General features: G+C 67.2%; 21 protein-coding genes. 15 read left to right on the forward strand and 6 right to left on the reverse strand.

The window, feature by feature from the left end; translation table 11 throughout:
- Positions 1 to 11: 11 nt before the first annotated feature.
- Positions 12 to 470 (forward strand): GNAT family N-acetyltransferase, encoded by a 459-nt coding sequence (locus tag ACODS0_RS11175; protein WP_488834925.1) that lies wholly within the window; start codon positions 12 to 14, stop codon positions 468 to 470.
- 35 nt (positions 471 to 505) lie between these two features.
- Here the strand turns inward: ACODS0_RS11175 and ACODS0_RS11180 are convergent, their stop codons facing one another.
- Together ACODS0_RS11180 and ACODS0_RS11185 are read right to left on the reverse strand one after the other, a co-directional pair.
- On the reverse strand, positions 506 to 1,147 hold the full coding sequence (locus ACODS0_RS11180; RefSeq protein WP_488834927.1) for an NrsF family protein: 642 nt from the start codon (positions 1,145 to 1,147) through the stop codon (positions 506 to 508).
- A complete protein-coding gene (locus ACODS0_RS11185) occupies positions 1,144 to 1,689 on the reverse strand; it encodes a sigma-70 family RNA polymerase sigma factor (RefSeq protein WP_426306309.1) in 546 nt (181 codons plus the stop codon). Before ACODS0_RS11185 ends, ACODS0_RS11180 begins: the two co-directional genes overlap by 4 nt.
- 213 nt (positions 1,690 to 1,902) lie before the next feature.
- On the opposite strand from ACODS0_RS11185, the gene ACODS0_RS11190 reads away from it, so the two are divergent.
- Genes ACODS0_RS11190 through ACODS0_RS11205 form a run of 4 tightly spaced genes read left to right on the forward strand, consistent with a single transcriptional unit; the run spans position 1,903 to position 4,297 of the window.
- A complete protein-coding gene (locus ACODS0_RS11190; protein WP_488834930.1) occupies positions 1,903 to 2,196 on the forward strand; it encodes a BufA1 family periplasmic bufferin-type metallophore in 294 nt (97 codons plus the stop codon).
- A 3-nt stretch (positions 2,197 to 2,199) separates the two neighbouring features.
- On the forward strand, positions 2,200 to 3,051 hold the full coding sequence (gene bufB / locus ACODS0_RS11195; protein ID WP_488834932.1) for an MNIO family bufferin maturase: 852 nt from the start codon (positions 2,200 to 2,202) through the stop codon (positions 3,049 to 3,051).
- Positions 3,042 to 3,824: an HvfC/BufC family peptide modification chaperone gene (locus tag ACODS0_RS11200; RefSeq protein WP_488834934.1), complete on the forward strand. Its 783-nt coding sequence runs from the start codon at positions 3,042 to 3,044 to the stop codon at positions 3,822 to 3,824. The genes bufB and ACODS0_RS11200 overlap by 10 nt, the downstream gene beginning before the upstream one ends.
- On the forward strand, positions 3,824 to 4,297 hold the full coding sequence (locus ACODS0_RS11205; protein WP_055396428.1) for a DoxX family protein: 474 nt from the start codon (positions 3,824 to 3,826) through the stop codon (positions 4,295 to 4,297). The genes ACODS0_RS11200 and ACODS0_RS11205 overlap by 1 nt, the downstream gene beginning before the upstream one ends.
- A 14-nt stretch (positions 4,298 to 4,311) precedes the next feature.
- On the opposite strand, the gene trxC is transcribed toward ACODS0_RS11205, so the two are convergent.
- On the reverse strand, positions 4,312 to 4,749 hold the full coding sequence (gene trxC / locus ACODS0_RS11210) for a thioredoxin TrxC (protein WP_055396427.1): 438 nt from the start codon (positions 4,747 to 4,749) through the stop codon (positions 4,312 to 4,314).
- Between the two features lie 232 nt (positions 4,750 to 4,981).
- Between trxC and otsB the strand changes: the two genes are divergently transcribed.
- Genes otsB through otsA form a run of 3 tightly spaced genes read left to right on the forward strand, consistent with a single transcriptional unit; the run spans position 4,982 to position 8,946 of the window.
- Positions 4,982 to 5,719 (forward strand): trehalose-phosphatase, encoded by a 738-nt coding sequence (otsB, locus tag ACODS0_RS11215; RefSeq protein ID WP_487261851.1) that lies wholly within the window; start codon positions 4,982 to 4,984, stop codon positions 5,717 to 5,719.
- Positions 5,716 to 7,521, forward strand: coding sequence for a glycoside hydrolase family 15 protein (locus ACODS0_RS11220; protein WP_121507648.1), 1,806 nt, complete (start codon positions 5,716 to 5,718; stop codon positions 7,519 to 7,521). The genes otsB and ACODS0_RS11220 overlap by 4 nt, the downstream gene beginning before the upstream one ends.
- Positions 7,522 to 7,569: 48 nt before the next feature.
- Entirely contained in the window at positions 7,570 to 8,946 is a 1,377-nt protein-coding gene (otsA, locus tag ACODS0_RS11225) for an alpha,alpha-trehalose-phosphate synthase (UDP-forming) (RefSeq protein ID WP_121507649.1), read from the forward strand.
- A gap of 18 nt (positions 8,947 to 8,964) precedes the next feature.
- Here the strand turns inward: otsA and ACODS0_RS11230 are convergent, their stop codons facing one another.
- The gene (locus ACODS0_RS11230) at positions 8,965 to 9,159 is read right to left on the reverse strand and encodes a DUF2905 domain-containing protein (protein ID WP_055396419.1); all 195 of its coding nucleotides are present in this window, start codon (positions 9,157 to 9,159) and stop codon (positions 8,965 to 8,967) included.
- Between the two features lie 32 nt (positions 9,160 to 9,191).
- Entirely contained in the window at positions 9,192 to 9,998 is an 807-nt protein-coding gene (gene hisN / locus ACODS0_RS11235; protein ID WP_488834938.1) for a histidinol-phosphatase, read from the reverse strand.
- 217 nt (positions 9,999 to 10,215) lie between these two features.
- Here hisN and ACODS0_RS11240 point away from each other — a divergent pair, with 217 nt between their 5' ends.
- The 6 genes from ACODS0_RS11240 (at position 10,216) to eutC (ending at position 17,125) form a co-directional block, all read left to right on the forward strand.
- Positions 10,216 to 11,241: an ABC transporter substrate-binding protein gene (locus ACODS0_RS11240; RefSeq protein WP_488834940.1), complete on the forward strand. Its 1,026-nt coding sequence runs from the start codon at positions 10,216 to 10,218 to the stop codon at positions 11,239 to 11,241.
- A 52-nt stretch (positions 11,242 to 11,293) separates the two neighbouring features.
- Complete coding sequence (locus ACODS0_RS11245; protein ID WP_108498518.1) at positions 11,294 to 12,301, forward strand: ABC transporter ATP-binding protein; 1,008 nt, start codon at positions 11,294 to 11,296, stop codon at positions 12,299 to 12,301.
- On the forward strand, positions 12,298 to 13,965 hold the full coding sequence (locus tag ACODS0_RS11250; protein WP_121507652.1) for an ABC transporter permease subunit: 1,668 nt from the start codon (positions 12,298 to 12,300) through the stop codon (positions 13,963 to 13,965). Before ACODS0_RS11245 ends, ACODS0_RS11250 begins: the two co-directional genes overlap by 4 nt.
- 10 nt (positions 13,966 to 13,975) lie before the next feature.
- Positions 13,976 to 14,752, forward strand: coding sequence for a DeoR/GlpR family DNA-binding transcription regulator (locus ACODS0_RS11255; protein WP_121508836.1), 777 nt, complete (start codon positions 13,976 to 13,978; stop codon positions 14,750 to 14,752).
- A gap of 26 nt (positions 14,753 to 14,778) precedes the next feature.
- The gene (locus tag ACODS0_RS11260) at positions 14,779 to 16,173 is read left to right on the forward strand and encodes an ethanolamine ammonia-lyase subunit EutB (RefSeq protein ID WP_121507653.1); all 1,395 of its coding nucleotides are present in this window, start codon (positions 14,779 to 14,781) and stop codon (positions 16,171 to 16,173) included.
- Positions 16,174 to 16,315: 142 nt separating this feature from the next.
- Entirely contained in the window at positions 16,316 to 17,125 is an 810-nt protein-coding gene (gene eutC / locus ACODS0_RS11265) for an ethanolamine ammonia-lyase subunit EutC (protein ID WP_488834943.1), read from the forward strand.
- Between the two features lie 99 nt (positions 17,126 to 17,224).
- Here the strand turns inward: eutC and ACODS0_RS11270 are convergent, their stop codons facing one another.
- Positions 17,225 to 18,343, reverse strand: a complete 1,119-nt coding sequence (locus tag ACODS0_RS11270) for a class I SAM-dependent methyltransferase (RefSeq protein WP_488835082.1) — start codon at positions 18,341 to 18,343, stop codon at positions 17,225 to 17,227.
- A gap of 15 nt (positions 18,344 to 18,358) precedes the next feature.
- On the opposite strand from ACODS0_RS11270, the gene ACODS0_RS11275 reads away from it, so the two are divergent.
- Positions 18,359 to 19,144: an SDR family oxidoreductase gene (locus ACODS0_RS11275; protein WP_121507656.1), complete on the forward strand. Its 786-nt coding sequence runs from the start codon at positions 18,359 to 18,361 to the stop codon at positions 19,142 to 19,144.
- Positions 19,145 to 19,157 lie beyond the last annotated feature (13 nt).

Below are 19,157 nucleotides of genomic sequence, written 5' to 3' on the forward strand. Positions count from 1 at the left end.
CCAACGTCTCCATGACCACTGTTCACATCCGCCTTGCCACCCCGGCCGACGCTGACACCGTCGCGCCGCTGTTTGATGCCTACCGGCAGTTCTACGCGCAGGCGCCAGACCTGGCCGGAGCGAAGGCCTTCATCGCGGAGCGGTTAGAGCGTGAAGAGTCGGTGATCCTGCTGGCGCTGGATGCGACGCAAACGGCGGTAGGCTTTTGCCAGCTCTACCCCACGTTCTGCTCGGTGGAGGCCGCCCCTATCTACACGCTGTACGACCTGTTCGTGGCCCCCGCCGCCCGCAAGACAGGCGCCGGGCGCAGCTTGCTGATGGCAGCAGAAGCCACGGCCCGCACCCATGGAAAGGAGCGCATGGACCTGACCACAGCACACACCAACACCACCGCGCAGTCCCTCTACGAATCGCTGGGCTGGACGCTGGACACGGTTTTCCGCGCCTACAACAAACGCGTCAGCGCCTGAACCACCAGGGCGCTTGGCACACTTGCCGCGCCTCCTCACCAGCGCAGCAGGCGCGGCCCCAGCACCGCCCCCAGCGCAGTCGGGATGGCCATGCCCGCCACATACCAGACAGCCAGGAAGGGCATGGCCATTTCGGGGCAATGCAGGGCGTACACCAAGGCGCCCAGCGCACCCGCCAGCAAACCAGCGCCCGCACCCGTCCACACCAGGCGCGTGGGGGCAGCGCCCTTGAGGGCCCAAAAGCCTGCAACAAATGCTGGCACCGACAGCGCCGCGATATTGAAAGGGCAGGTGCGCCAGGTGCTGCCCAGGATGAGCGGCATGCGCTCTGCGGCGGACACCTGCGACAACGCCCACAAGGCCATGGCCCACAGCACCAGCGGCGGCACGGCCAGCCACAGGGCTGCGTGGCCCAGCGCCATGCCCGGGCGGGCCATGCGGCGCAGCAGCGCCAGCCCGGCAGCAGCGAGCGCGGCGGCAAACACCAGCTTGCCCCAGAACATGGGCAGCGCCATGGTCGCCAGCAGATCAGGGCGCAGACCGAACAGGGCCAGCATCAGCACCCCGGCGCCGGCAATGCCCGCGAGTGCGGCCACCATAAAGCGCTGCTCTATCGCGTTGCGCTGCACCGGCCGGTCATCGGTGGCCAGCAAGTGGATCAATTCATCGGTTTTCATGCCATTCCCCTGATCTTGGCGGCCAGGGCCTTGAGCCCCCGGTGCACGCCGACTTTGACAGCCGACTCCGACAGCCCCGTGAGGCGCGCCGTCTCGACCACCGACAAACCTTCCAATTTCACATACTCAATCGGCAGCCGTTGCTTGTCTGGCAGCGTGCGCAGCAACTGCCCCAGGTCCCGCCGGGCTTCGGCGGCCTCGCTGTCGCTGCTGGCAAACAACTCGTCGGCATCGTCCAGCGGGTCGTTGCGCCCCTCTTTGACGGCATGCGAGCGCAACCAGTCGATAAGCTTGTAGCGCGCAATCGCATGCGCCCAGGCCGTCACCGGCATCTCGGGCCGGTAGGTGTGGCGCTGGTTGTGCACCGCCAGCAGCGTCTCCTGCACCAGGTCTTCCACCTCATCGGGCCGCTGCGCGAGGCGGCGGCGCAAAAAGGCGCGCAGGTGGGCGCTCAGCTCTTTCAAAAAGCGCTGGTAGGCGGCTGCGTCGGCATCCAGCCCCTGCATCAACAAGCCGCGCAGGCGTTCTTCCACACTCTCCATGGTGTCTCCCTGCAGGAAATTCGTATGCCGGAGCCATTGGGTTACAGGCATCGCAAAAAAATGTTTCGCCATGCCGCTCCGAAATTTTTCGTACAGCGCTGTAACCCGCAAGTTGCGCTGCGCGAATTACAACGCAGATCGGGCAGTTCAACGCGGCCTCTCGCTGCACCCCGATCGGATTCAACCCTGACCCAACCCTCGGAGAACCGTACCATGACCACTCGCACCCTCAGCCTCGGCGCCCTTGCCCTTGTAGCCCTGACCTCTGGCGCCGCCATGGCCCAAACCACCTCCGCCCCCATGGACGGCACCAAACCCGCCATGGAGAAGTGCTACGGCGTCTCGATGGCCGGCAAGAACGACTGCGCTGCCGGCCCCGGCACCACCTGTGCGGGCTCCGCCAAGGTGGACTACCAGGGCAACGCCTGGAAGTTTGTGCCCGCAGGCACCTGCGCCACCATCAAGACGCCCAAGGGCATGGGCTCGCTCACCCCCATCAAGGCCTGACCGATGGCCCTGTGCCCTCTCACCGCTGGCCTGGGCCTCAAGCCCCAGCACTATGACGAGGCGCTGCACTGCACCGCCACGGGTCTGTGGTGGGAGGTGCACCCCGAAAACTATCTGGCCGAGGGTGGCCCCCGCCTGGCCTGGCTGGAGGCCATCCGCGCGCGCCACCCCGTGGCGCTGCACGGCGTATCGCTGTCGCTTGCTGCCGACACTCCGCCCGACGCGGCACACCTGGCGCGACTGGCAGCCCTTGCAAGGCGGGTGGAGCCAGTCATCATCTCGGAGCACTTGGCATGGTCCAAGTGGCGCGGGCAGTACCTGCCCGACCTGCTGCCGTTTCCGCGCACGCAGGCCGCCTTGCACCGCATCGTAGACAACATCGCCCGAACGCAGGATGCGCTGCAGCGCCCCATCGCCATCGAGAACCCCACGCACTACCTGCACATCGACGGCCACGACTGGCTTGAGACCGAATTTCTGACCGAGCTGGTGCAGCGGACTGGCTGCGCCCTGCTGCTGGACGTGAACAACGTGTACGTCAGTGCCAACAACCTGGGCTTTGACGCGCAGACCTACCTCGACGCCTTTCCCCTGCACGCCGTGGCCGAAATCCACCTGGCGGGCCACCATGCCGACCCGGTGCATGGCGATGCCCTGCTGATCGACAGCCACGACGCGTCCATCGCCCCGGTGGTGTGGGCGCTGTACGAGCAGGTGATCGCGCGCACAGGCCCCATGCCCACCCTCATCGAACGCGACGACAATCTGCCCGCCTTCAGCGAACTGCTGGCCGAGCGCGACAAGGCCCACAACGCGCTCACAGCGGCGCAGCCCGAGGAGGCAGCATGCAGCTGAGCGCATTCCAGGACGGCTTCTCTGCCGCGTTGCTCGGCCATGCCGAGCACGCACCGTGGCTGTCTGCGCTGGAATCCCAGCCCGGCTTTGCCGTGTACCGCAACACCGTGCTCAAGGGCTGCATTGATGCCCTGCAGGCCAGCTACCCCACGGTGTGCCAGCTGGTGGGCGAAGAATGGTTTCGCGCCGCCGCTGCGGTGTATGCCCGCACGCAGCCGCCGGCTGACGGACTGCTGATGGACTACGGCGCGGAGTTCGCTGACTTTCTGGCCGGTTTTGCACCAGCGGCCGAGCTGCCTTACCTGCCGGCCGTGGCACGCCTGGACCGCTGCTGGACCGAATGCCATCTGGCGGCAGACGCCACCGCAGTGGACCGCAACTGGCTGGCACAGCAGGCGCCCGATACATTGCCCCTGGTGCAACTGCGCCCCCACCCCGCCGCACGCTGGGCCTGGTGCGACGAGCATCCCGCCTACGCGTTGTGGCAGAGCCACCGCGAAGGTCTGCTCCCCACAGAGCCGCTGGACTGGACCGGCGATGGGGCCTTGCTCACCCGGCCCCACGCACCCGTGACGTGGCGCCCACTGTCGCGCGCCGGAGTGGCCTTTTTGGACGCCTGTGCCCAAGGCCAGACGCTGGAGGCCGCCGCCACTTCAGCCCTTGCGGCCGAGCCCACCGCAGACTTTGCGGCCCTAATGGGCACCCTGCTGGACGCAGGCGCATTGATACCCACCGACTCACACCAATTCACCCCGAGGCCAAGGAGCCCCTGATGACCACCAGCACACATTTCCCCACTGCACCCGCCAAAGGCCAGCGCAAGCTATTGACGCGCCTGGCCGATGCAGCCACCTCGCTCACCCCGCACAGCCTGCTGGCGATGGTCAACCGCGTGGCCATTGCAGGCATCTTCTGGCTTTCAGCGCGCACCAAAGTCGAGGGGTGGTTCACCATCTCCGACAGCGCCTATGCGCTGTTCCGCGACGAGTACAAGCTGCCCCTGCTGCCACCCGAGCTGGCGGCGCAGATGGCCACCGTGGCAGAGCATCTGTTCCCTGTTCTTCTGGTGCTGGGCCTGCTCACGCGCCTGTCGGCCCTGGCCTTGCTGGGCATGACGCTGGTCATCCAGGTGTTCGTGTACCCCGATGCCTGGCCCACGCACCTGTCATGGGCGGGGCTGATGCTGTACCTGGTGGGGCGCGGCGCAGGCAACGTGTCACTGGACCGGGCACTCGGTATTCGTTGAGGCGCCTGTCTTTTTTAAACTGCCGCTGTTCGCACCCAGCGCACGATGTCTGCAGCCCCCAGCGCGCCCGAAACGCGCGCCACCTCGCGCCCCTGCTGGAACAAAATCATGGTCGGAATGCTGCGGATGGCATAACGCGCCGCGATGGCCTGGTGGTCTTCGGTGTTGAGCTTGGCCAGGCGCACACGCGGCTCCAGCTCGCGGGCGGCCTGCGCAAAGGCCGGGGCCATCTGGCGGCAAGGCCCGCACCAGGGCGCCCAGAAGTCCACCAGCACGGGGATGTGGCTGCGCACCACATGCTTGTCAAAACTGGTGGCATCCAGCTCCAGCGGCGCCCCCGCGAAAAGGCGCTGATGGCACTTTCCGCAATCGGGCGCGTTGCCCAGGTCGGCGCGCTGCACGCGGTTGGTGGTGTGGCAATGGGGGCAGACGATGTGCAGGGCTTCGGTCATGGTTCGGCAATCGGTGTGAGCAAAAAGCGGGCCTCTTAGAACCTGTTCAAGATCTTTTCGGGGATCGCAACAGGTTCTTACACATGGCGGCACAAGCCGGGCGTTTCAAGAGCGGGCTTGGCAGTCCTGAGGTCTTGATGTTGCACCCCGTCGCACACCTTGCGCGCGTTTACCAGCGCTGAAACACCCTTTCACCCGGGTCAGCTTCACCGCGTCTGATAAGGTTTCGCCCATGCAGCTGCTCCCCCTACTGACAACTGCCCATGCGCTTTTTCTGGACTTTGACGGCACGCTCACCGAGCTGGCGCCGCGCCCCGAGGCGGTGCGCATCGCTTCCGGGCTGGTCCCCACGCTGTCATCGCTGTACACCCATCTGGACGGCGCGCTGGCCATCGTGACCGGGCGGCCTGAGGCCGACATCGACGGATTTCTGGCCCCGCTGCACCTGCCGCTGGCCAGCGAGCATGGTGCCCAATACCGACTGACCGACACATCCCACCCTGCCGTTCTGCCGCCAGACCTGGAGAAGGTTCTACGGGCTGCGTACGACCTGGCGGCACACTATCCGGGGTTGCTGGTAGAGCCCAAGCGCGCGAGCGTGGCCCTGCACTACCGCCAGGCCCCCCACCTGGAAGGGTTGTGCCACGACACCCTCGTGCGCGCCATGCAGCAGGTGGAGGGTGTGGAACTGCTGCGCGGCAAATGTGTCTTTGAAGTGAAGCCCCGGGGCGTCCACAAAGGCCAGGCCATTCTCGATTTCATGACACAGGCCCCCTTTGCCGGGCGCACCCCAGTCTTTGTGGGAGACGACGTCACCGATGAGGCTGGCTTTGCCGCCGTTCAGGCACTGGGCGGCTGGGGCATCAAGGTGGGCGAAGGGCCGACCATGGCACAACACCGCTGCATGACATCCGCCGCATTGCGCGGCTGGCTGTCTTCTGCACGCACGACCTTGGAGCGCGAACGATGAACACGGCAGCCAACGATCCCCAAGCGGGCTCACTCAACCTCGGGATGATCGGCAACTGCGCCATCAGCGCACTGATCGACAACCACGCCCGCATGGTGTGGTGCTGCCTGCCCCGTTTTGATGGCGACCCGGTGTTCAACGCCCTGCTGCAGCCCGGCGACGAAGGCAGCCACTTCGCGATCGAACTGGAAGACCTGGCATCGGCCCACCAGTGGTACGAGCCGAACACCGCCATCCTGCGCACGCAGCTGTTTGACAAGGCGGGCCACGGCATCGAGATCACCGATTTTGCGCCGCGCTTTTACAGCCGCTCGCGCTACTTTCGCCCCATGACGCTGGTGCGCCGGGTGCGCCCCATCCAGGGTGCGCCGCGCATCCGTGTGGCGCTCAAGGTGCGCTACGACTGGGGCCAGACTACCCCCGAGATCACACGCGGCAGCAACCACATCCGCTACGTGGGCGAGAGCATGACGCTGCGCCTGTCTACCGATGCGCCGGTGTCGCATGTGCTGTCGGGCCAGGCATTTGTGCTCACACGCGAACACAACTTTCTGCTGGGGGCGGACGAGACGCTGGTGGAGGGCATCGCCGACACCGCGCGCCTGTTTGAGCAGGAGACCACCTCCTACTGGCGCAGCTGGACCCGCGCTCTGGCCGTGCCGCTGGAGTGGCAGGAGGCCGTGATCCGCGCGGCCATCACGCTCAAGCTTTCGCTGTACGAAGACACCGGCGCCATCGTGGCCGCCATGACCACCAGCATCCCCGAGTCCGCCCACAGCGGCCGCAATTGGGACTACCGCTACTGCTGGCTGCGCGATGCGTTCTTCGTGGTGCGCGCGCTCAACAGCATCTCCGAAGTCGGCACCATGGAGGACTACCTGCGCTGGCTCAGCAACGTGGTGGTGGAAGGCGGCGATGGCCACATCCAGCCGCTGTACGGTATTGGCCTGGAGCAAGAACTGCCCGAGAGCCTTGTGCCGCAGCTGGCGGGCTACCGGGGCATGGGCCCGGTGCGCGTGGGCAACCAGGCGGCCGAGCATTTTCAGCACGATGTGTACGGCAACATCGTGCTGGGCGCGGCCCAGGCCTTTCACGACCACCGCCTGCTGCACCGCGCGGGCCTGGCCGAATTCACGCGGCTGGAACAGGTGGGCGAGAACGCGGTGCGCGTGTATGGCCAGCCCGACGCCGGCATGTGGGAGCTGCGCACGCGCGCCAGGGTGCACACCTCGTCCGCGCTGATGAGCTGGGCAGCCTGCGACCGGCTGGCCAAGATCGCCGCCACCCTGCAGCTGGCCGACCGTACCAGCCACTGGCAGCAGCATGCCGACCGCATGCGCGCCGAGATCCTCGACAAATCCTGGTGCGAAGCGCGCCAGGCGTTCGCCGAGAGTTTTGGCGGCCATGAACTCGACGCGAGCGTGCTGCTGATGGCCGAGGTGGGCCTGATCGACCCCAAGGACCCACGCTTTGTGAGCACCGTGGAGGCCATGGAAAAGAGCCTGTGCGATGGCCCCTACATGCGCCGCTATGAGGCGGCCGACGACTTCGGCAAGCCCGAGACGGCCTTCAACATCTGCACCTTCTGGCGCATCGACGCGCTGGCGCGCATTGGCCGCAAGGCCGAGGCCCGCGCCATCTTCGAGACCATGCTGGCCGCCCGCAATCCGCTGGGCCTGCTTTCCGAAGACACGCACCCCGAGACCCAGGAAATGTGGGGCAACTTTCCGCAGACCTACTCCATGGTGGGCGTCATCAACGCCGCCGTGCGCCTGTCGGCCCCCTGGGACAGCGTGATTTGAGGCACTGTCCGACAGCGGCCCGGGGCGATCCACAACGATGATGAACCCATGAGCCGTCTTGTTGTCATCTCCAACCGCCTTGCAGACCCCCGAAAACCCGCCGCCGGCGGCCTGGCCGTCGCCCTGGGCGAAGCCCTGAACCAGACCGGGGGCCTCTGGTTCGGCTGGAGCGGCACTGTGGTCGAAGGCGGCACACCCGGCGAGGGCGAACTGCACACCCGGCAGGCAGGTGCCGTCACCCTGGCCACCGTGGACCTGTGCCGCGAAGACCACGACAGCTACTACCATGGCTACAGCAACAGCGTGCTGTGGCCGGTGTTCCATTACCGCCTGGACCTGGCCGACTTCAACGCCAGCTACATCGCGGGCTACCGCCGCGTGAACCAGATGTTTGCGCGCAAGCTGCTGCCACTGCTGCGCGACGACGACGTGATCTGGGTGCACGACTACCACCTGATCCCGCTGGCGGCCGAGCTGCGGGCCATGGGCTGCAAGCAGCGCATCGGGTTCTTTCTGCACATTCCTATGCCGCCGCCGCTCATCATGGCGGCCATCCCGCAGCACGAATGGCTGATGCGCTCGCTGTTTGCCTACGACCTGGTGGGTCTGCAGAGCGAGGCCGACGTGTCGCATTTCACGCGCTATGTGCGCAACGAAGGCAGCGCGGAAGAGGTGGACGAAAAGCGCGTGCGCGCCTTTGGAGCCACCGTGGTGGTGCAGTCCTTTCCCATCGGCATCGACGTGGACGAATTCACACGCCTCACGCACGCGCCCGACGCGGTGGAAACCTACGAGAACATGCGCGACGAGTATTCACGCAGGCGCCTGCTGCTGGGCATTGACCGGCTCGACTACTCCAAGGGCATTCCGCAACGTGTGCGGGCCTTTCGCGAACTGCTGGACCGCTACCCGGAAAACCGCGACAGCGCCACGCTCATCATGATCGCCTCGCCCACGCGCGACGACGTCAACGCCTATGCCGACCTGCGCCAGGAGCTGGAAGGTCTGTGTGGCGCTGTCAACGGCGACTATGGCGAACTGGACTGGATGCCCGTGCGCTACATCCACCGCATGGTGGCCCGCAAGCGGGTTCCGGGCCTGTGCCGCGCCGCCGCCGTGGGGCTGGTCACGCCACTGCGCGACGGCATGAACTTGGTGGCCAAGGAGTACGTGGTGGCGCAAGACCCGGACGACCCGGGCGTGCTGGTGTTGTCACGCTTTGCCGGTGCGGCCGAGCAGCTGAAAGAAGCGCTGCTGGTGAACCCCTACGACACCCAAGGCATGGCCGACAGCATCCAGCAGGCATTGCAGATGCCGCTGGTGGAGCGGCAGGCGCGCCATCAAAAGCTGATGGCCCGTATACGCCAGCACGACGTGCACTGGTGGCGCAAGGCGTTTCTGGACGCATTGCAGGCGGCGGGGTAGCCGCCCAGCTGCGGCCCGTTACAACAGCTTGGTGATCAGGCTGACCACGAAGCTCAGCAGCAGCGTGGACGCCAGCGGCACATCCCAGTCGCGCCCCAGCCAGCGGAACCGGAAGTCCCCCGGCAGGCGCCCAAAGCCCAGGCGGCGCAGCAGCGGTGTGAGCCAGCTGATGAACATCAGGGCCAGGAGAATGACGAGGAGCCAGCGGAACATGGTGCGCCGAGTGTAGGCGCCACCGCATTCGGCTACGCCGTGGCCCGGTCGACCCGGTCAGCCAGCAGGGCCAGCGCCTGGGTATGCAACTGCGGCGTGGCAGCCGCCACCACGCGCCCATCCGATGCCACCGTGAGCGCGCGGCCCTGCCAGTCGGTAATGCGCCCGCCCGCGCCCTCCACCAGGCAGACCAGCGAGAGGTAGTCGTACGGCTGCAGCCCCGCCTCCACCACCAGGTCCACATGCCCGCCCGCCAGTTGGGCATAGGCATAGCAGTCGCCACCAAACCGCCGCAGCGCGCACTGGCGGCTCAGCGCATCAAAACACTGCCAGTCGGCCGCACCAAAGGCATCCGGCGATGTGGTGTAGATGCGGGCCTGCGCCAGTTGTTCACACCCGCTGGCCCGCACAGGCTGGCCATTGCACTGCGTCAGCTGGCCTGCCAGCCCCGTCCAGCGCTCACCCAGCACCGGCAAATCCATGAGCCCCAGCACGGGCTGGCCCTGGTGCAGCAGGGCCACCAGCGTGCCCCACAGCGGCGATCCGGTGATGAAGCTCTTGGTGCCGTCGATGGGGTCGATCACCCACACGTACTCGGCGTCCAGCCGCTCGCGGCCATGCTCCTCGCCCAGGATGCCGTGCGTGGGCGCCTGCGCCTGCAGCACCGCGCGCATCGCGGCCTCGGCCTCGCGGTCGGCAATAGTGACCGGGCTCTCGTCCGATTTGGTCAGCACATCCAGCGGGGTGCGGAAGTACCGCAGCGAGTGGACACGGGCCGCATCGGCCAGGGCGTGCGCCAGGGCCAGGAAGGGGGAAACGGGGGTTGGCAAAGTGTTCATGGGAAGGGTCAAGGGAAGAGGTCCGGGCAGAGGTTGGGCAATGAAGAAGGGCCTACCGCTCGGCATGAGCGGGTTGGCATATTTAGTGCTTGTGCATTTTCGTGCAAAAACAATAATTTGCACAAGTGCAATAAAACGCACAACTTTGGTGAACAAACCCCCTGGCCTGCGGTGACCCCGCACTGTTTTTTGGCAACGCACCGTTCTGGAGAAATTCATGCGCACTCGCTCCTCCCTCTTTGCCGCCCTGCGCCTGCTGCCCGTGCTGGGCGCCTTGGCCTGCGGGCTGACCGCCGCCCAGGCGGGCACCGTCACGGCCTACACCGCGCTCGAAGAAGACGAGATCAAGGAATACCTGGCCGCCGCCAAAAAGGACCTTCCCGATGTGGACGTGAAGGTGCTGCGCCTGTCCACCGGCGACCTGGGTGCGCGCATCCTGGCCGAAGCTGCCAACCCGCAGCACGACGTGATCTGGGGCTGGGCGCTGACCAACACGCTGGACCCGCGCATCACCGCCCTGCTGGAGCCCTACACCCCCAAGGGCAGCGACAAGCTGGCCGCCAAGGACAAGGCCGCCGACGGCAAATGGTTCACCACCACCGGCTACATGGCCGCGTTCTGTGTGAACACCGAGGTGCTCAAGGCCAAGAAGCTGCCCATGCCCACGTCGTGGAAGGACCTCACCAACCCCGTCTACAAGGGCGAGGTCGTCATGCCCAACCCGGTGTCCTCGGGCACAGGCTACCTGCAGATTGCCGCGCTGATCCAGTCGCGCGGCAATGACGAGGGCTGGAAGCTCATCAAGGCCATGGACGGCAACGTGGCGCAGTACATCAAGTCGGGCTCGCGCCCCTGCAAGGCCGCGCGGGCGGGTGAGTTTGCAATTGGCACCTCGCTGGCGTTTGCGGCCATGCAGTCGGTGGACGAGGGCTACCCGGTCAAGATGGTGATCCCCACCGACGGCGCGGGCTATGAGCTGGAAGCCTCGGGCCTGATGGCCAGCTCCAAGAACAAGGCCGACGCCAAGCGTTTTCTGGACTGGACGCTGTCTCCCGGCGCAGCGCAGCTCTACACCAAGTACAAGGAAATCGTCACCGTGCCCGGCGTGCCTCAATCCAAGGCCGCTGCGGCGGCAGGCCTGCCCGCCGACCTCTCCAAGGTGCTCTACCCCATGGACTTTGCCAAGTCCGCCAAGGAACGCGACGCGATCCTGGGCACCTGGCAAAAGACCATCGGCCGCTGAGCCGCTGTACCGAACCGCTGCACTGAACCGCACTCCCCGAGGACCACACACCATGTCCCTGCAGATCACCGACCTGCACAAGAGCTTTGACGGCCAGGTCGCGCTCGAACGCATCCACCTCGCCGTGGGCGCCTCGGAGTTCGTGTGCCTGCTGGGCCCCAGCGGCTGCGGCAAGACCACGCTGCTGCGCATCATCGCGGGGCTGCTGCCTGCCGATGGCGGCCGCATCACGCTGGGCGGGCGCGACCTGGCCACGCTGCCGGCGCGCGACCGGGGCTTTGGCATCGTGTTCCAGTCGTACTCGCTGTTCCCGCACATGACGGTGGCGCAGAACGTGGGCTACGGCCTGGCCATCCGCCGCACACCGCCCGACGTGGTGCAGGCGCGCACGGCCGAGCTGCTGGACATGGTGAAGCTGGCCGACTATGGCGGGCGCTACCCGGCGCAACTGTCGGGCGGCCAGCAGCAGCGCGTGGCCATAGCGCGGGCCCTGGCGGTGAACCCTTCGCTGCTGCTGCTCGACGAACCCCTGTCGGCCCTGGACGCCCGCGTGCGCGCCGACCTGCGCCATGAGCTGCGCGAGGTGCAGCGCCGCCTGGGCATTCCCACCATCATGGTCACGCACGACCAGGAAGAAGCCCTGGCCATGGCCGACCGCATCGTCTGCATGCAGGGTGGGCGCATTGCACAGGCGGGCTCGCCGCGCGAGCTGTACCTGGCACCGCGCACCCGCTTCGTGGCCAACTTCATGGGACACAGCAACCTGCTGCCGCCCGCCCAGGCACGGCTGCTGCAGCCCGCGCTGGGCGGGGCCCCCGAAGGCATGGCGCCCGAATCGGCCCTGCTGTGCATCCGCCCCGAACGCCTGCAGCTGCAAGCCAGCGCGCAGGGTGCGGGCCGCGTCACCGGCACCACCTTCCTGGGCAGCATCCAGCGGGTGCAGCTGCGCTGGAACGACCTGGACCTGCTGGCCGAATCCAGCAGCGCCAGCACCTGGGAGGCGGGCCAGAACGTGGACATCTCGGTGAGCGCACAGGACTGCGCCTGGGTGCACGCATGAGCACCACTGCCGCCCCCCACCTGCCACCCATGCACGCCAGCGAACGCTGGCTGCTGCGCGCCTGCCTGCTGCTGCCGCTGGCCGCGCTGGTGCTGTTCTTTGGCGTGCCCATGCTGGCCATTGCCTGGCGCAGCCTGGTGCAGGACACGGGCGGCATCGGCTGGGGCAACTACGCCGCGCTGCTCGACACCCCGGGCGTGTGGCGGGCCCTGGCCAACAGTCTGCTGCTGGGCGCCGTAACCACGGCCGTCACGCTGGTGCTGGCCTTTGTGGTGGCGTTTGGGCTGGAGCGCACCGGCATGCCGGGCCGCCGCTTTGTGGCCGGGGCACTGGCCCTGCCCATGCTGGCGCCCTCGCTGGTGCTGGGGCTGGGCCTGATCTTCCTGCTGGGGCGCAACGGCATCGTGGGCAAGATGCTGGGTGTGCGGCCCGAGATTTATGGCTTTTGGGGTCTGCTGATTGCGGACGTGCTCTATGCGCTGCCGCAGGCCGTGCTCATCGTGCGAACCGCGTTGCGCCAGGGCGATGCCCGGCAGTACGACGCCGCCGAGGTGCTGGGCGCCACGCCGTGGCGGCAGTTTTGCGACATCACGCTGCCGCAGGCCCGCTACGGCCTGCTGAGCGCGGGGTTTGTGGTGTTCACCATCACCATCACCGACTTTGGCAACGCCGTGGTCATTGGCGGCAACTTTGCCGTGCTGGCCACCGAGATCTACAACCAGGTCAGCGGGCAGATGAAGTTCGGCATGGGCGCGGTGGTGGGCATGCTGCTGCTGGCGCCCGCCGCGGTGTCGGTGTTCATCGAACGCATGGCCGCACAGCGCGCCGGTGCGGGGGCCGAATCGGCCCTGCCGCCCACGCCCACCCGCCGCCCGGGGCGCGATACCGCATTCTTCATCGCCTGCATGGGCATTGCGTGCAGCATCGTGGCCCTGGTGCTCACGGTGGTGGTGGCCAGCTTCATCCGGCTGTGGCCCTACCGGCTGGACCTCACGCTCAAGCACTACGACATCACCATTGCGGGCGGCTATGCGCCGCTGTGGACCTCCGTCTGGGTGTCGGCCCTGGCCGCCAGCGTGGGCACGGCGATGCTGTTTGTGCTGTGTTTTGGCATCCGCCGCCTGCCGGGGCGGCTGGCGCAGGCAGCCACGGCACTGTCGGCCTTGCCGGTGGGCGTGCCTGGGCTGGTGCTGGGGCTGGCCTATGTGTTCACCTTCAACACCGCTACCTGGCCCTGGGGCATGCTGTATGGCACGGCCATCTTGCTGGCGCTGTGCAACTACTACCACTACCACACGCAGGGCTTCATGACCATGATGACCGGCATGCGCAACGTGCCCACCACGCTGGAAGACGCCACCACCGTGCTGGGCGGTAGCACCGCCCGCGTGCTGCGCGATGTGTACCTGCCCGCGCTGCTGCCTACGCTGCTGGCGGTGCTGGTGTTCTTGTTCATGCGCTCCATGGTCACGCTGTCGGCGGTTATCTTCCTCATCACGCCCTCGCTGCCCATGGGGGCGGTGACGGTGATGCGTCTGGATGAAGCGGGGCTGACCTCGCAGGCGGCAGCGTTCTCTACCTGCATCATGGCGGTGGTGGGGTCGCTGGCGTTGCTGCTGCACTTTGGCACGCAGCGCCGAAAACCTGGTTCCAAGCCCGCCTAACATCGCCACCATGCTGCAAGAAGAACGTTTCCTCCGCATCCGCACCCTGCTGTCCACGCTCTCGCGGGTGAGCACGGAGCGCATTGCGCAAGACCTGGATGTGTCCCGCGAAACCGTGCGCCGCGACATCCTCGCGCTGGAGTCGCAGGGCATTCTGCGGCGCGTGCACGGGGGCGTGGTGGCACAGGGGCCAGAGCCCGAACCCCCGCTGGCCGTGCGCCAGGCGGTGCGCGAGCGCGAAAAACGCGCCATCGCCCGCGCCGCCCTGCAGCTGCTGCAGCCGGGGCAAACGCTGTTCATTGATGCGGGCAGCACCACTACCCTGCTGGCCGAAGCGTTGTCCAGCCTGTCGGGCCTGACCATCATTACTAACGGGCTGAACGTGGCGCTCAAGCTGGCGGCAGCCGACGCCGGGCGCAGCGCGCGCAACGACGTGATCCTGCTCGGAGGCCGCACCGACCCTGCCGTGCAGGCCACGCACGGCGACACCACCGTGGCCGAAATCCACCGCTACCGCGCCGATGTGGCGCTGCTCTCGCCCGTGGGCATCAGCGTGCACAGCGGCGCCACCAGCTTTGAACACCATGAGGCCGCCGTGGCCCGCGCCATGGCTGCGCAGGCCAAGGAGCTGATCTTGCTGGCCGACCACAGCAAGGTGGGACAAGCCAGCCGCGTGACCTATGCCAGCCTGGCCGACGTGGGCACGCTGGTCACCGACGCAGGTGCCCGGTCCTTGCCCGCCTTCTCGGCACTGCAGGCAGCGGGCTGTCACATCGTAGTGGCCTGAGGCATTCACAGGGGGCAGAACGCACCATGGCCTACCAGCACACCATTGGCGGCGAGCGCTGGCAGTTCAGCGACTTGCGGGAGGTGATGGCCAAGGCCACGCCGCTGCGCTCGGGCGACGCCCTGGCAGGTGTGGCAGCCACATCGGCTGTGGAGCGCATGGCCGCGCGCCTGTGCCTGGCCGACATTCCCCTGTCGCGCTTTCTGAGCGAGGCGCTCATCCCCTACGAAAGCGACGAGGTCACGCGCCTCATCCTCGACACCCACAACGCCGCCGCGTTCGCGCCCCTCGCCCACCTCACCGTGGGGGACTTCCGCAACTGGCTGCTGGCCCACGGCACCGACAGCGCCATGCTCGCCGCCGTGGCACCCGGCATCACGCCCGAGATGGCGGCGGCCGTGAGCAAGCTCATGCGCAACCAGGACTTGATCGCCGTGGCGCGCAAATGCCGCGTGGTCACGCGGTTTCGCAACACCATCGGCCTGCCCGGCCACCTGGCCGTTCGGCTGCAGCCCAACCACCCCACGGACGACCTGCGCGGCATTGCGGCGTCGATGATCGACGGCCTGCTGTACGGCGCGGGCGACGCGGTGATTGGCGTGAACCCGGCCACCGACAGCATCGCCGCCCTGACCGGACTGGTGCACATGCTGGGAGACGTGATCGAGCGGCTGCAGATCCCCACGCAGTCGTGTGTGCTCACGCATGTGACCAACACGATTCAGATGGTGGAGCAAGGCGCACCGGTGGACCTGGTGTTCCAGTCCATCGCGGGCACGGAGGCGGCCAATGCAAGCTTTGGCATTTCGCTCGCGCTGCTGAAGGAGGCGCGCGATGCGGCGCTTTCACTGCAGCGTGGAACCCTGGGCGACAACGTGATGTATTTCGAGACCGGCCAGGGCAGTGCCCTGTCGGCCAACGCGCACCACGGCGTGGACCAGCAGACCTGCGAGGCGCGGGCGTATGGCGTCGCCCGCGCGTTTGCGCCACTGCTGACCAACACGGTGGTCGGCTTCATCGGTCCCGAGTACCTGTACGACGGCAAGCAGATCATCCGCGCGGGCCTGGAAGACCACTTCTGCGGCAAGCTGCTGGGCGTGCCGCTGGGCTGTGATGTCTGCTACACCAACCATGCCGAGGCCGACTCGGACGACATGGACACACTGATGACGCTGCTGGGCACGGCGGGCCTGACTTTCATCATGGGCGTGCCGGGGGCGGACGACATCATGCTCAACTACCAGAGTACTTCGTTCCACGACGCGCTGTATCTGCGCGAGGTGCTGGGCCTGCAGTGCGCACCCGAGTTTGGCGCCTGGCTGCAGCGCATGCACATCACCGATGCAGGCGGACGCCTGCTGCCTGCCCACGATCAACACCCGGCGCTGGCACAGATGCGGCAATTGAAATGCTCCCCCTGAGTCGCCTTCGGCGCCCTCCCCCAGGGGACGACGCCCTCACTGCGGGGCGGCCCTTGCTCGGCGTCCCTGGCGTTCGCCGTGCCAGTTTTGCGCATCGCGGACCCAATGCAGCGCAATGGATCACGCAACCGAGAGGCTCCCAATGAACGCGACACTTGGTATTCCTCCCGACCCCTGGGAGGACCTGCGCGCCCACACCCAGGCGCGCCTGGCCCTGGGGCGTGCGGGCGCAGCCCTGCCCACGGCCGAGCTGCTGCGTTTTGGCCTGGCCCATGCGCAGGCGCGCGATGCCGTACACATCCCGCTGGACGCCGAAGCGCTGGCCACCCAGCTGCAGGCCCAGGGCTGCGCAATGCTCCCCGTGCACAGCGCCGCCCCCGACCGCGCTACGTACCTGCTGCGCCCCGACCTGGGCCGGCGCCTGTGCGACGCCGATGCACAAGCGCTGCGCGCCCTGGGCGATCAGCACGGCGGCGGCCGTCCCGTGGACCTGCTGCTGGTGGTGGCCGACGGCCTCTCGTCCCTGGCTGTGGCCCGGCAGGCGCCGCCGCTCATCGACGCGATTCGCCAACAGGCGCCCGCCGGCTGGCAGCTGGGCCCCGTGGTGATTGCCCAGCAGGCCCGCGTGGCGCTGGGTGACGAGGTGGGCGCACTGCTGGGCGCGCGCCTGGTGGCGGTGCTGATCGGCGAGCGGCCGGGCCTCAGCTCGCCCGACAGCCTGGGCATCTACCTGACCTGGCACCCGCAGGTGGGCCGCAACGATGCGCAGCGCAACTGCATCTCCAACGTGCGGCCCGAGGGACTGCCCCCCGCCGCTGCCGCTGCGCGCCTGTGGTGGCTGTGCCAGGAGGCGCGGCAACTGGGGCTGACGGGGGTGGGGCTGAAGGACCGCAGCGATGGGATGACGCTGGTGGCGGGGAGCTCCCACCAGATCTCCGACCGTTCAGGCTGAACCGGTCGAAGCCAAGAAAACTTCAAGCCAAATTCGGCTCTAGCGCTTGCCCACCAAGCGCCTGCAGCTATCTTTCTCGAAGCACACAAATAACCTGGATCACAACCGGTGCGACCGGTCCCCGTGCGCAAACCCCACGGGTTCCCAGGGCTCGCCTGCCCCCACGGCCAGCACCTTGAACAGCTCGCCCATCTCGTGTTCCATGATCAATTTGGCCGCTGTCGCCCGTCCCGCTTGTGGTAGCAGCTCCATTTTGGGGAGCAAGCCACAGTTGATGAGGAAATGCGCCTGCGTGGTGTAACCCAGCACATTGAGGCCCGCCTCTTGCGCGGCCAGCGCCATGGCGGTGAAGTTGACGTGGGCGGTGATGTCCTTGAGCCCCACCGCCACCAGCGGGTCGCCATCGGCCAGGTGGCCCTGGTGGCACATCACGGTGCCCATGTGGCGCTGGGGGTGGTAGTACTCGTCTTCGCCAAATCCATAGTCCAGCAAGAAGGCTGCACCGCGCGTGAGCCGGTCGGCCAGCATGCGCATGAAGCCTTCGCCCTGGGCGTGGATCTCGGTCAGGTAATCCTGCGGGCCTTCGATGTCGATGGGCGGGCGCAGGTCGGTGGGGCGGTCGGCCCAGGCAAAGTGGCCGTCTTCGGCCACCACCACGCCGCGTTCGTGCCACACACCGCCCTGCTGGCCGCCGTGGCGGGCGAGCAGCTGCACGGGCATGGCATCGAGCACCTCGTTGCCCACCACCACGCCGCTGAATTTCTCAGGCAAGGCATCCACCCAGCGCAGCTTGTGGGCGTGCGCCACCAGCTTGGCCTGCTGGCGCGCGCGCAGGCTGCCCGACAGGTCGACGATGGTGTAGCGCTGCACCTGATCGCCCAACGCATCCAGCAGCTGCAGGGCCAGCGCGCCCGAGCCAGCGCCGAACTCCCAGACCTCGTCGGTGCCGGTTTGGGCCAGGGCTTCACCCACCTGCACGGCCAGCGTCTGGCCGAACAGTGGGGTCATCTCGGGCGCGGTCACAAAGTCGCTGCCGGACTCGGGCATGGCGCCGAACTTGGTGGAACCGTTGGCGTAGTAGCCCAGGCCGGGCGTGTACAAGGCCAAGGCCATGAAGCGGTCAAAACCCAGCCATCCGCCCTCGGCGGCAATGGCCTGGGTGATGTGCTGGTGCAGGGGGGTCGTTAAACTGTCGGGTCTTTGGGTCACGGCCCGCATTGTCTCCCAGCCCACATGCCTACTCCCTCCCACCCACGCACCGTTCTGGTCACAGGCGCCGCCAAGCGCCTGGGCCGCAGCATTGCGCTGGCTCTGGCGGCGGGTGGCTGGCAGGTGGCGGTGCACTACCGATCGTCCGAGCAGGATGCTATCGATACGGTAGCTGCTTGCGCACAACTGACAAGCGCCAGCGCCCATTTTGATGCTGATTTTGAGGATGAGGCTGCGGTGCGCGGCTTGTTGCCCCGCGTGGTGGCGCACTTTGGCCGTGTGGATGCGGTGGTCAACAGCGCCTCGTTGTTCGAGCATGACAACGCCGCCACCTTTGGTTTTGCCGCGCTCGAAAAACACCTGCGCAGCAACACCGCCGCCCCCGTGCTGCTGGCCCAGGCCCTGCACCAGCATGTGGCCGACCGCGTGGCCCAGGGCGAGGCCGACGCGCAGGGCGCCGTGGTCAACCTGCTGGACCAGAAGCTCTGGAACCAGAACCCCGATTTTGTGAGCTACACGCTCTCCAAGGCTGCACTCGAAGCTGCGGGCACCATGCTGGCCATCGCCCTGGCGCCGCGCGTGCGCGTGGTGGGCGTGGCGCCGGGCCTCACGCTGACCAGCCACATGCTCAGCGACGAAAAGTTTGCCCAGTTGCATGCCCTCTCCCCGCTGGGCCGCTCATCCACCGCCGAGGACGTGGCGAGTGCGGTGAAGTTTGCGCTGGAGAACCGGTCGATGACCGGCACCACGCTGCTGGTCGACGGTGGCCAGCATCTGATGAAGTTTGACCGCGATTTCTCTTTGATGTGAGCGCCCGCTCACT

The organism is Acidovorax sp. FG60, assembly GCF_057808995.1.

Coding starts and splice junctions, on each gene's coding strand:
- ACODS0_RS11175 (WP_488834925.1), top strand. CDS start 12: ATGACCACTGTTCACATCCGCCTTGCCACCCCGGCCGACGCTGACACC.
- ACODS0_RS11180 (WP_488834927.1), bottom strand. CDS start 1,147: ATGAAAACCGATGAATTGATCCACTTGCTGGCCACCGATGACCGGCCG.
- ACODS0_RS11185 (WP_426306309.1), bottom strand. CDS start 1,689: ATGGAGAGTGTGGAAGAACGCCTGCGCGGCTTGTTGATGCAGGGGCTG.
- ACODS0_RS11190 (WP_488834930.1), top strand. CDS start 1,903: ATGACCACTCGCACCCTCAGCCTCGGCGCCCTTGCCCTTGTAGCCCTG.
- bufB (WP_488834932.1), top strand. CDS start 2,200: ATGGCCCTGTGCCCTCTCACCGCTGGCCTGGGCCTCAAGCCCCAGCAC.
- ACODS0_RS11200 (WP_488834934.1), top strand. CDS start 3,042: ATGCAGCTGAGCGCATTCCAGGACGGCTTCTCTGCCGCGTTGCTCGGC.
- ACODS0_RS11205 (WP_055396428.1), top strand. CDS start 3,824: ATGACCACCAGCACACATTTCCCCACTGCACCCGCCAAAGGCCAGCGC.
- trxC (WP_055396427.1), bottom strand. CDS start 4,749: ATGACCGAAGCCCTGCACATCGTCTGCCCCCATTGCCACACCACCAAC.
- otsB (WP_487261851.1), top strand. CDS start 4,982: ATGCAGCTGCTCCCCCTACTGACAACTGCCCATGCGCTTTTTCTGGAC.
- ACODS0_RS11220 (WP_121507648.1), top strand. CDS start 5,716: ATGAACACGGCAGCCAACGATCCCCAAGCGGGCTCACTCAACCTCGGG.
- otsA (WP_121507649.1), top strand. CDS start 7,570: ATGAGCCGTCTTGTTGTCATCTCCAACCGCCTTGCAGACCCCCGAAAA.
- ACODS0_RS11230 (WP_055396419.1), bottom strand. CDS start 9,159: ATGTTCCGCTGGCTCCTCGTCATTCTCCTGGCCCTGATGTTCATCAGC.
- hisN (WP_488834938.1), bottom strand. CDS start 9,998: ATGAACACTTTGCCAACCCCCGTTTCCCCCTTCCTGGCCCTGGCGCAC.
- ACODS0_RS11240 (WP_488834940.1), top strand. CDS start 10,216: ATGCGCACTCGCTCCTCCCTCTTTGCCGCCCTGCGCCTGCTGCCCGTG.
- ACODS0_RS11245 (WP_108498518.1), top strand. CDS start 11,294: ATGTCCCTGCAGATCACCGACCTGCACAAGAGCTTTGACGGCCAGGTC.
- ACODS0_RS11250 (WP_121507652.1), top strand. CDS start 12,298: ATGAGCACCACTGCCGCCCCCCACCTGCCACCCATGCACGCCAGCGAA.
- ACODS0_RS11255 (WP_121508836.1), top strand. CDS start 13,976: ATGCTGCAAGAAGAACGTTTCCTCCGCATCCGCACCCTGCTGTCCACG.
- ACODS0_RS11260 (WP_121507653.1), top strand. CDS start 14,779: ATGGCCTACCAGCACACCATTGGCGGCGAGCGCTGGCAGTTCAGCGAC.
- eutC (WP_488834943.1), top strand. CDS start 16,316: ATGAACGCGACACTTGGTATTCCTCCCGACCCCTGGGAGGACCTGCGC.
- ACODS0_RS11270 (WP_488835082.1), bottom strand. CDS start 18,343: ATGCGGGCCGTGACCCAAAGACCCGACAGTTTAACGACCCCCCTGCAC.
- ACODS0_RS11275 (WP_121507656.1), top strand. CDS start 18,359: ATGCCTACTCCCTCCCACCCACGCACCGTTCTGGTCACAGGCGCCGCC.